Annotated in this window: 12 protein-coding genes; 8 read left to right on the top strand and 4 right to left on the bottom strand. The window is 69.4% G+C overall.

Annotated elements, in window-relative coordinates:
* Positions 1 to 170: 170 nt before the first annotated feature.
* Together QM582_RS08460 and QM582_RS08455 are read right to left on the bottom strand one after the other, a co-directional pair.
* On the bottom strand, positions 171 to 995 hold the full coding sequence (locus tag QM582_RS08460) for an ABC transporter permease (RefSeq protein WP_415083494.1): 825 nt from the start codon (positions 993 to 995) through the stop codon (positions 171 to 173).
* Positions 992 to 2,002, bottom strand: a complete 1,011-nt coding sequence (locus QM582_RS08455) for an ATP-binding cassette domain-containing protein (protein WP_415083493.1) — start codon at positions 2,000 to 2,002, stop codon at positions 992 to 994. Before QM582_RS08455 ends, QM582_RS08460 begins: the two co-directional genes overlap by 4 nt.
* 181 nt (positions 2,003 to 2,183) lie before the next feature.
* On the opposite strand from QM582_RS08455, the gene gcvT reads away from it, so the two are divergent.
* Together gcvT and QM582_RS08445 are read left to right on the top strand one after the other, a co-directional pair.
* Positions 2,184 to 3,278, top strand: coding sequence for a glycine cleavage system aminomethyltransferase GcvT (gene gcvT, locus QM582_RS08450; RefSeq protein WP_415083491.1), 1,095 nt, complete (start codon positions 2,184 to 2,186; stop codon positions 3,276 to 3,278).
* Complete coding sequence (locus QM582_RS08445; RefSeq protein ID WP_415083489.1) at positions 3,275 to 3,568, top strand: hypothetical protein; 294 nt, start codon at positions 3,275 to 3,277, stop codon at positions 3,566 to 3,568. Before gcvT ends, QM582_RS08445 begins: the two co-directional genes overlap by 4 nt.
* 271 nt (positions 3,569 to 3,839) lie before the next feature.
* On the opposite strand, the gene QM582_RS08440 is transcribed toward QM582_RS08445, so the two are convergent.
* Together QM582_RS08440 and QM582_RS08435 are read right to left on the bottom strand one after the other, a co-directional pair.
* Complete coding sequence (locus tag QM582_RS08440) at positions 3,840 to 4,037, bottom strand: hypothetical protein (RefSeq protein ID WP_415083488.1); 198 nt, start codon at positions 4,035 to 4,037, stop codon at positions 3,840 to 3,842.
* On the bottom strand, positions 4,037 to 4,606 hold the full coding sequence (locus QM582_RS08435) for a DUF3043 domain-containing protein (protein ID WP_415083486.1): 570 nt from the start codon (positions 4,604 to 4,606) through the stop codon (positions 4,037 to 4,039). The genes QM582_RS08440 and QM582_RS08435 overlap by 1 nt, the downstream gene beginning before the upstream one ends.
* 136 nt (positions 4,607 to 4,742) lie before the next feature.
* Between QM582_RS08435 and QM582_RS08430 the strand changes: the two genes are divergently transcribed.
* The 6 genes from QM582_RS08430 (at position 4,743) to QM582_RS08405 (ending at position 10,272) form a co-directional block, all read left to right on the top strand.
* Positions 4,743 to 5,576: a PspA/IM30 family protein gene (locus QM582_RS08430; protein WP_415083485.1), complete on the top strand. Its 834-nt coding sequence runs from the start codon at positions 4,743 to 4,745 to the stop codon at positions 5,574 to 5,576.
* Positions 5,577 to 5,590: 14 nt separating this feature from the next.
* Complete coding sequence (locus QM582_RS08425; protein ID WP_415083483.1) at positions 5,591 to 6,637, top strand: glycerate kinase; 1,047 nt, start codon at positions 5,591 to 5,593, stop codon at positions 6,635 to 6,637.
* Positions 6,638 to 6,737: 100 nt separating this feature from the next.
* Positions 6,738 to 7,088, top strand: coding sequence for a HesB/IscA family protein (locus tag QM582_RS08420; protein WP_415083481.1), 351 nt, complete (start codon positions 6,738 to 6,740; stop codon positions 7,086 to 7,088).
* 280 nt (positions 7,089 to 7,368) lie between these two features.
* The gene (gene coxB / locus QM582_RS08415; RefSeq protein WP_415083498.1) at positions 7,369 to 8,136 is read left to right on the top strand and encodes a cytochrome c oxidase subunit II; all 768 of its coding nucleotides are present in this window, start codon (positions 7,369 to 7,371) and stop codon (positions 8,134 to 8,136) included.
* Between the two features lie 71 nt (positions 8,137 to 8,207).
* Entirely contained in the window at positions 8,208 to 9,872 is a 1,665-nt protein-coding gene (gene ctaD / locus QM582_RS08410) for a cytochrome c oxidase subunit I (protein ID WP_415083496.1), read from the top strand.
* Positions 9,873 to 9,876: 4 nt separating this feature from the next.
* Positions 9,877 to 10,272 carry a cytochrome c oxidase subunit 4 gene (locus tag QM582_RS08405; protein WP_415083479.1) on the top strand — a complete coding sequence of 132 codons (396 nt, stop codon included), beginning with the start codon at positions 9,877 to 9,879 and terminating at the stop codon, positions 10,270 to 10,272.
* The last annotated feature ends 87 nt before the right edge of the window (positions 10,273 to 10,359 follow it).

Here is a 10,359-nt window from a genome sequence, read left to right as displayed (position 1 = left end):
GGTGGCAGCGGCCCGGCGGGCGGCGTCCGGCCTGTCGGTGGACGCCGCCGCGGCCCGGGCTCAGCAGCTCATCGCCCTCGCCCTCGACTGAGCCCGTCACTGGTCGAGTTGATCGAAACCCCTTGCCAGTCGGGTCCTCGGCCAGGTCGACCAGTTCGACCGGCGAAGGGTCAGGCCTTGCGCATGTAGGCCCGGACGGTGAGCGGGGCGAAGATCGCCACGATAACCGCCGCACCCAGCAGCGACAGCAGCACGTCGCCGCCCACCGCGCCGTTGTTGGCCAGTTCCCGCACCGCGGTGACCAGGTGCGAGATCGGGTTGGCGTCCGCGAACCACTTCAACCAGTCCGGCAGGGTGTCCACCGGGACGTAGGCGTTGGAGAGGAAGGTCAGCGGGAACAGGACCAGCATCGAGATGCCCTGCACGCTGGACGCCGTCCGGGCGATCACGCCGAAGAAGGCGAAGATCCAGCTGATCGCCCACGAGCAGGCGATCACCAGCAGGCCGGCCAGCACCACGTTCGCCAGGCCGCCGGCCGGGTGGTAGCCCATCACGTACCCCATCACGAAGGTGAGCGTGGTGGCGATGGCGTACCGGACGGTGTCGGCCAGCAGCGCGCCGGCCAGCGGGGCGATCCGGGCGATCGGCAGCGACCGGAACCGGTCGAAGACGCCCTTGTCCATGTCCTCGCGCAATTGGGTGCCGGTCACCACCGAGGTGGTGATCACGGTCTGCACCAGGATGCCGGGGATCAGGGCGGGCAGGTAGTCCTGCACGTTGCCGGCGATCGCGCCGCCGAACAGGTAGGCGAACATCAGCGTGAACAGGATCGGCTGCAGGGTGACGTCGATTAGCTGCTCCGGCGTGCGGCGGATCTTGATCAGGCCGCGGGCGGCCATGGTCAGCGAGTTCGCCACCGTCTGGCCGATGCCGACCCGGTTCTTCAGCACCCGGTCGACGCCCGGGACGATGGTGGTATCGAGGGTCGCGGTCATGCGGAGGCTCCTTCCAGGACGGGCTCGCCGGCCGCGCCGGCGTCCTCGGTTTCGGTGCCGTGTCCGGTCAGCGCCAGGAACACCTCGTCGAGGGTGGGTTTCTGGACGCTGAGCTCGGCCAGGTGGATGCCGCCGGCGCGCAGCGTGATCAGCAGGTCGGTGACCCGATCGGCGTCGTGCATCGGCGCGGTGACCCGTCCGGCCTCGGCGGAGACGGTCGGGGTGACCCCGAGCACCCGCTCGATGGCGACCCGCAGGTCGTCCAGATCGCGCGGATCGACCAGCCGCAGCTGCAGGCTGGAGGTGCCGACGGACGCCTTCAGCTCGTCGCCGGTGCCCTCGGCCACCACGGTGCCGCGGTCGATCACCGCGATCCGGTCGGCCAGCTGGTCGGCCTCGTCCAGGTACTGGGTGGTCAGCAGCACCGTCGAACCGGTGGCCACCAGGCGCCGGATGGTGTCCCACATCTGGGCCCGGGTGCGGGGATCGAGGCCGGTGGTGGGCTCGTCCAGGAAGATCAACGGCGGTTGCGCGATCAGGCTGGCGGCCAGGTCGAGCCGGCGACGCATGCCGCCGGAGAAGTTCTTCAGCGGACGCCGGGCCGCCTCGGTCAGGCCGAATTCCTCCAGCAAGGCGCTCGACTTGGCCTTCGCCTCGGCCCGGCTGAGGCCGAGCAGCCGGCTGAACAGCACCAGGTTCTCGGTGGCCGACAGGGTCTCGTCGACCGACGCGTACTGACCGGTGACGCCGATCAGCTGGCGGACGATCTGCGGCTCGCGCTGCACGTCGTGGCCGAAGATCCGGCCGGTGCCGGCGTCCGGACGCAACAGGGTGGCGAGCATCGCGATGGTGGTGGTCTTGCCGGCGCCGTTGGGGCCGAGGACGCCGTAGATGGAGCCGGTCGGCACCCGCAGATCGACCCCGTCGACGGCCCGGTTGGTGCCGAACACCTTGACCAGGCCGTCCGCCTCGACCGCCCAGTCGGACCGGATCTGGTTGACCTTCATGGCGGTTCCTTTCTCGCTCGTGGCTTGATGACCGGTCCAGTCTGGGAGGGGCCGCTGACACCGCGCGCACACCGCACTGTCAGCCGCTGACAGCGTTCAGACGGCACGACGTCCAGGAAGCGGCCCTCACCGCCGAGGGCCGGTTAGGCTGACGCCGAGATTTCCCGGCGAAGGAGAACCAATGGCGGAGCTGAAGACGTCACCGCTGCACGACCGGCACCAGGCGCTGGGCGCGCGATTCGCCGAGTTCGGCGGCTGGTCGATGCCGTTGCAGTACGCCGGGATCGTGTCCGAGCACAAGGCGGTGCGTGAAGCGGTCGGCATCTTCGACGTCAGCCACCTGGGCAAGGCCCGTGTCACCGGACCGGGCGCGGCCGAGTTCCTGAACGCCTGCATCACCAACGACGTGCACAAGATCGGCGTCGGCCAGGCCCAGTACACGTTGCTGTGCAACGACGCCGGCGGGGTCGTGGACGACCTGATCTGGTACTGGCTGGCCGAGGACGAGATCTTCCTGATCCCCAACGCGGCGAACACCGCCGAGGTGGTGGCGCTGCTGTCCGCCGCCGCGCCCGCCGGCATCACCGTGGTCAACGAGCACGACGACCACGCCGTCCTCGCCGTGCAGGGACCGGCCTCCGACGAGACCCTGGCCGCGCTCGGGCTGCCGGTCGGCCACGACTACATGCGCTTCGACCGCGGCAGCATCGGCGACGTCGAACTCACCGTCTGCCGCACCGGCTACACCGGCGAGCGCGGCTACGAACTGGTGGTGCCCTGGGCTTCCGCCGGCGCGGTCTGGGACGCGGTGCTGGCCGCCGGCGAGCAGTACGGCATCGCGCCCGCCGGGCTGGGTGCCCGGGACACCCTGCGCACCGAGATGGGCTACCCGCTGCACGGCCAGGACCTGCGACCCGACGTGTCCGCCGGCCAGTGCGGGGTGGGCTGGGCGATCGGCTGGAAGAAGGAGTCGTTCTGGGGCGAGGCGGCGTTGCGCGCCGAGAAGGCGGCCGGCCCGGAGCGCCGGCTGACCGGACTGGTCGCGCAGGGACGCGGCATCCCGCGTCCGCACATGGAGGTGGTGCACGACGGCGAGGTGGTCGGCGAGGTGACCTCGGGGACGTTCTCGCCGACCCTCGGCAAGGGCATCGCGCTGGCGCTGCTGCCGCCGGCCCTGGTTCCCGGCACCGTGGTCAGCGTCCGGGTGCGCAATCGCGAAGAGCCGTTCGAGGTCGCCAAACCGCCGTTCGTCACCCCGGGGGTGCGTGGCGCATGAGGGGCGGGCGCGGCTGGCGGCAGTGGGCGCACCTGGCCCTGGCCGTCGCCGGTCTGGTGGCGGTGCTGTATGCGGTGGTGCTCGGCGCCAATCCGACGATCTGGTGCCGTGAACAGGTGATGCAGCCCGGACAGGTGTGCAGCAACGCGCAGGGCACCAAGGTGCAGACCTATGAAGAGCGGGTCAGCGCGGCACAGTGGGCCCGTCCGGTGATCGGGGTGGTCGGGGTCGCCGTCACCGGCTTCGCGCTGGTGCTGTGGCGCGGTGGACGCCGCAACGTCGCCGCCTGACCGGGCGACGACGTCCTCTTGAGAAGCCGCTGATCTACCGGTCCGTCCCGGCGGAGGTTCGTCAACTAGCGACCGATTCCGGGGGTGTTCCGCCTCGCACGCCTCGGACGGGTCCCGAATCGGTCGCTGTTCGACGGGATGAGGACGACAGCTGTCGGACCGCCAGTGCGGGGTGGACGCTCGCCGGTCGAGCTCGTCGAGACCTCTGGCAACGGTGTCGACAGGCTCCACCGACCAGGGTTCTCGACATGCTCGACCAGCGGTTCCTTAATTACTCTGCGTCGAGACCCATCGGCCCGTAGACCAGCCGGTCCTCCTCGTACAGCGACACCGCGCGGACGCCGGCGTCGGCCAGCTCCGGGTAGTTCGCGGTGACCCAGGCCTCCGCCTCGGCCTGGCTGGCGAAGCTGCCGCCGAGATCGACGCCGGGGTCCGCGTCCGCGGGTTCCGGACGCCAGGACCATGACATCAGAGCTTGTCCCCGCGGTTCACCACGGGACGCGGGATGCGGATCCGGCGCAGCGACAGCGACCGGTTGAAGCCGTAGTAGAGCAGTCCCTTGAGCGGTTCCTTCGGGATGCGCTGGGCGGCCAGCTTCTTGAAGCCGCGCCACATCCGGACGATGTCGACGACGATCAGCAGCATGAACGCCCAGGTGGCGTAGGTGGCGGGCTCGACCATGGCCGGGTACATCGGGCTGACCACCAGCACCACCAGCAGCAGCGCCATCAGGATCGGCATCGACCACTCGGCGAGGTTGAACCGGGAGTCGACCCAGTTGCGCATCAGCACCTTGCCGGGGGTTCCGTCCAGCTGCTCCATCCGCTTGCGGCGGTCGGCGGCGGCGTCCTCGCGCGCCCGCTTCCGGGCCTCCTTCGGGGACAGCTGCGGGTTGAGCCGCTGCCGACGGGCCGCCTCGGCGTCCCGGCGCTTCGGGGTCGGCACGGACTTGGCCTTCGGGGCCGTCGTCGCAGCCTCGGGCGCCGGCACCGGCTGTGCGGCGGCGGCCTTGTCCTTGTTGGGGGAGAAGAGTCCCACGTCGAACCTCGATGTCGGTGGATTCAGGTGACCCCTCATCTTAGCCCGGCCGCACCCCGCCGATCTCCGCGCCCGGCACTGCGCGAGGGCCGGATAGTCTGGTGGGACGACGCACGTCAACGGAAGGCGACCCCCCATGGCTGGGATGTTCCAACGGATGAAGGCCATCTTCTCGGCCAAGGCCGACAAGGCGCTCGACAAGCTCGAGGATCCCCGCGAGACGCTGGACTACTCCTACAGCAAGCAGCTCGAACTGCTGCAGCAGGTTCGCCGCGGCGTGGCCGAGGTGGCCACCAGCCGCAAGCGGGTGGAGTTGCAGGCCGGCCAGCTCAATCAGCAGTTGGAGAAGCTGACCACCGCCGCGAAGCGGGCGCTGGAGGCCGGCCGGGAAGACCTGGCCCGCGAGGCGCTGACCCGCAAATCGGGGCTGCAGCAGCAGCTGGCCGAATTGCAGACCCAGCACGCCGCGCTGCAGTCGGAGGAGGAGCGGCTGGTCCGCGCCAGTCAGCAGTTGCAGGCCCGGGTGGACGCCTTCCGCACCCGCAAGGAGACCATCAAGGCCACCTACACCGCGGCCGAGGCGCAGAACAAGATCAGTGAGGCGTTCAGCGGCCTGGGGCAGGAACTCGGCGACGTCGGCCAGGCGATCCAGCGGGCCGAGGACAAGACCGCGCAATTGCAGGCCCGGGCCGCGGCCGTCGACGAACTGCTCGCCAGCGGTGCCCTGAACGATCCGACCGGCCTGGGTCAGGACGACATCACCCGCGAGCTGGACGCGCTGGCCTCCGGTGCCCAGGTCGACAATGAACTCGCCGCGCTGAAGGCGTCCATCGGCGCCGAACCGCCCGGGCAGCTGACCGGCGGCACGACGCCGGCGGCACCCGCGGCCGAACTGCCCGGCGGCAGCTTCGAGCAGCCGCCCGCTCCCGGCACCGCGACCGAGTCGTCCTCGTCCGAGAACCTGCGCTGAGCGCCGGCCCGCGGATGGCTGAGCGTCGCCCGCGCGTGCTGCTCGCCAGCGGTCCGCTGGCCGGGTTGTCGCCACGGTCCGCCGCGGTGGCGCTGGCCAGGGGATTCGCCGAGGCGGCCGACGTGGCCGTGGTCGGTCTGGCCGAGGGCGGTCAGGCGCTGGGCCGGGCGCTGGTCGAGCCGGACGGCGAACTGGAGCTGCTGCGCAGCGGCTGGCTGGGCAGGTTGCCCGATCTGCTGGCGGTGGGTGCCGAACCGGTGCCGTCCGGCGTCGGCGACGATCCGCTGGGTGGCAGCAGCGCCGACCTGGGCCGGCTGGTCGGCTACGCGCTGCAGGGCGCGGCGCCGCAGACTCTCCTGCTCGACCTCACCACCGTGGACGTCCATGACGCCGGCGCCGGCCTGCTGGCCACGCTGGGGGCGGTCGCCGACGTCCCGCTGGACGCCGGCCCGGCCCCGCTGGCCGGGCTCACCCGGATCGCGGCGGACGACGTCCGGGCCAGGCTGGCGGGCAGCGACCTGGTCGGGGTGATCCCGCCCGGGCAGGACGCCGACCTGCTGCTCGGGCTGCGCGGCATCACCTCCCGTCGCGGTCGTCAGCTCGGTCTGCCGGCGGAGCGGATGCTGGCCGTGGACGCCGCCCTGGAGCGATTCGCGCAGGCCGTCGCCCCGGACCGGGCGCAAGCCCCGGGCGCCGGTGCCGCCGGCGGGCTGGGTTTCGCGATCCTCGCCCTGGGTGGCCGGCTGAGCACCGGCGCGGCCTGCTGCGCCGAACGGGCGGGGCTCGGCCGGGCGCTGCGCGCCGCCGACCTGGTGGTGACCGGCTGTGACTCCTTCGACTTCGGCAGCCGCGGCGGCGGGGTGGTCGCCGAGTTGGCGGCACGGTGCGAGGCCGTCGAGACCCCGCTGGTGGTGGTCTCGCCGGTAGTCGGCATGTCCGGACGCGAGATGCGGGTGATGGGGGTGGAGTCGGCCCATCCGCTGGAACCGGGGCCCGAGGCGTCCGCGGCGCTGACCGCGACCGGACGCCGGTTGGCCGCCGGGTGGACCGCGAGATGGTGATCCCCGGCCGTGGGTGCGACGGATTACACTGAGTCCGGAATACCCGCTCGCCGCGCAGACGTTGCTCCTGGCGAGTAATCCCCGAGAAACCGGAGTCACCATGTCCATCGACCAGCAGCTCGACATCGACGGCATCATCCTCACCGAGGCCGCTGCGACCAAGGTGAAGGACCTGGTCTCGCAGCAGCCCGAAGAGAACCTGTTCCTGCGCATCTCCGTGGCGCCCGGCGGCTGCTCCGGCCTGCGCTACCAGCTGTCGCTGGACGAGCGCGAGCTGGACGGCGACGTGACCAAGGAGTGGTTCGGCGTCCCGGTGGTCACCGACCGGATGTCGGCCCCGTATCTGATCGGCGCCACCATCGACTTCGTCGACACCATCGAGGCCCAGGGCTTCACCATCGACAACCCGAACGCCCAGGGATCCTGCGCCTGCGGCGACAGCTTCCACTGACCGACGCCCCGCCCGCGGCGGGACTACGGGTAACAATCCTGAAATTGCCCACAATCGGGACGCCCCCAGGGGGGCGTCCCGATGTGCTTTTGGGTTAGGGTGAGCGCCTAGGAATCTGACGACTCGGATGCCCGCCGGAGACAGCCATGTCTCCGGGACGCATCCGTCGTGGGAAGGCGGAACGTCCGTGGTGAAGAACCGCACACGCCCCAGCCGCGTCCTGACGGTGGGGTGCGGCGCACTGGCGGCCCTGGCGTTGACCGGGTGCAGCCAGGGCACGATCGACCAATGGGGGCGCTGGGGCATGCCGGTGGCAGCCAGTGAACAAGCGCCCTGGATCGGCAATCTGTGGAACGGCGCGTGGATCGCCTCGATGGTGATCGGCGTCTTCGTCTGGGGCCTGATGTTCTGGGTGATGTTCCGCTATCGCCGCAAGAACAACAGTGAGGTGCCCCGGCAGACCCGGTACAACCTGCCGCTGGAGATCCTGTACACCCTGGTGCCGTTCCTGATCATCGGTGTGCTGTTCTTCTTCACCGTGCAGAGCCAGGACAACGTGCTGGCCAAGGTCAACGACCGTCCGGTGCACACCGTGAACGTGATCGGGCAGAAGTGGTCGTGGTCCTTCAACTACATGGAGGAGCAGAACCCGGCGGTCAACAGCGTGGTGCACGACACCGGCACCGTCGAGCGGCTGCCCGACCTGTACCTGCCGGTCAACGAGCCGGTCCGGTTCAACCTGACCTCGGCCGACGTCATCCACTCGTTCTGGGTCCCGGAGTTCTACTTCAAGCTGGACGTCATCCCCGGGCATCCCAACTCCTTCGACGTGACGCCGAACCGGACGGGCACCTTCCTGGGCAAGTGCGCCGAGCTGTGTGGCACCTACCACTCGGCGATGCTGTTCAACGTGCACGTGGTGAGCGTCGACGAGTACAACGCCCATCTGAAGGAGCTGGCCGCCAAGGGCCAGACCGGCGAACTGAAGCCACCCGCCTGGGTCAACACCGTCCCCGTGGCACCGGCGAACGAGGAGCATGAACGATGAGCGTTGCACGAGTGACTCTCGGATCGGTCGAGCGCCGGGCGATCCGCCGCGCCAACTGGGGCACCAGGGCGATGACGTTGCTGACGTCGACCGACCACAAGGTCATCGCCAACATGTACTTCGTCACCGCCTTCGCCTTCTTCGGCTTCGGCGGCCTGCTGGCGCTGGCGATCCGGGCCGAGCTGGCCTTCCCGGGTCTGCAGTACCTGCACTACGAGACCTTCAACCAGTTCTTCACCATGCACGGCACGATCATGCTGCTGATGTTCGCGACGCCGATGTTCGCGGCCTTCGCCAACGCGATCATGCCGCTGCAGATCGGCGCCCCGGACGTGGCGTTCCCGCGGATGAACATGTTCAGCTACTGGCTGTACCTGTTCGGTTCGGTCACCGCCTGCTCCGGCTTCCTGTCCCCGGAGGGTGCGGCGGCGTTCGGCTGGTTCGCCTACGCCCCGCTGTCGGACGCGATCAACTCGCCCGGCGTCGGTGGCGACCTGTGGATCATGGGCCTGTACGTGATGGGCCTGTCCACCATCCTGGGCGCGGTGAACTTCGTCACCACCATCGTCTGCATGCGGGCGCCGGGCCTGACCATGTTCCGGATGCCGATCTTCACCTGGAACATCTTCGTCACCTCGCTGCTGGTGCTGCTGGTCTTCCCGGTGCTGGCCGCCGGCCTGCTGGTGCTGGAGGCCGACCGCCGGCTGGGCACCCACATCCTCGATCCGGGCGTCGGCGGGGCGGTGCTGTGGCAGCACCTGTTCTGGTTCTTCGGCCACCCCGAGGTGTACATCATCGCGCTGCCGTTCTTCGGCATCATCACCGAGGTGCTGCCGGTGTTCAGCCGCAAGCCGATCTTCGGCTACGTCGGCCTGGTCGCCGCGACCCTGGCGATCGGCGGCCTGAGCGTGGCGGTGTGGGCGCACCACATGTTCGTCACCGGCGCGGTCAACCTGCCGTTCTTCTCCTTCATGACGTTCATGATCGCGGTGCCCACCGGGGTGAAGTTCTTCAACTGGATCGGCACCATGTGGGGTGGCTCGATCAGTTTCGAGACACCCATGGTGTGGGCGCTCGGCTTCCTCACCACCTTCCTGTTCGGTGGCCTGACCGGCGTCATCCTGGCCAGCCCGCCGCTGGACTTCCACGTCTCCGACACCTACTTCGTGGTCGCGCACTTCCACTACGTGCTGTTCGGCACCGTGGTGTTCGCGATGTTCGCCGGCTTCTACTACTGGTGGCCGAAGCTGACCGGCCGGATGCTCAACGAGCGCTGGGGCAAGGTGCACTTCTGGATGCTGTTCTTCGGCTTCCACCTCACCTTCCTGGTGCAGCACTGGCTGGGCATCGAGGGCATGCAGCGCCGGATCGCCGACTACCTGCCGACGGAGGGCTTCACCTTCCTGAACCAGGTCTCCACGGTCGGTGCGTTCCTGCTCGGCATCTCGATGCTGCCGTTCTTCTGGAACATCTGGATCAGCCGCAACGCGCCGCTGGTCGAGACCGACGACCCGTGGGGCTGGGGCCGCTCGCTGGAGTGGGCCACGTCCTGCCCGCCGCCGCGGCACAACTTCAGCAAGCTGCCGCGGATCCGTTCCGAGTCGCCGGCCTTCGACGCCCACCATCCCGACATCCACAGCGTGGACCGGGCCGAAGAGTTGGACGTCCTGATCACCGGCAGCACCCCGAGCGGCGCCGGCAAGCCGTCCTCGATCCAGAATCCCAAGGGGGAGTGACACCATGAAGGTCGAAGGCTGGATGTTCGCGGCGATCGCGATCTTCGTCGCGATCGTGACACCGATCTACTGGTTCATGTCGCACGAGATCATCGGCACCGTCGCGCTGATCATGGCGTGCCTGCTGTTCGCGATGGTGGCGGTCTACCTGTTCAACATCGCCCGCAAGATGGACGAGCGGCTCGAGGACCGCAAGGACGCCGAGATCGTCGAGGGCGCCGGTCCGCTGGGCTTCTTCCCGCCCAAGAGCATCTGGCCGTTCTGGGTGGCGATCACCGTGCAGCTGCTGGCCCTCGGCCCGGTCTTCGGCTGGTGGATCAGCATCCTGGCCGTCTGCCTCGGCATCTGGGCGCTCAGCGGCTGGGTGTTCGAGTACTACCGCGGTGACTACCAGCACTGAGCCGGGAGTCAACGCTCCACTAGGCCCTCCCTAATCAGTTCTGCCCTCCCGTCGACGGGAGGGCAGAACTGATTAGGGAGGGCCTAG

The organism is Micropruina sp., assembly GCF_047607385.1.
In the GTDB taxonomy this organism is placed as follows: domain Bacteria; phylum Actinomycetota; class Actinomycetes; order Propionibacteriales; family Propionibacteriaceae; genus Micropruina.
This window is presented reverse-complemented; position numbering and strand designations above follow the sequence as displayed.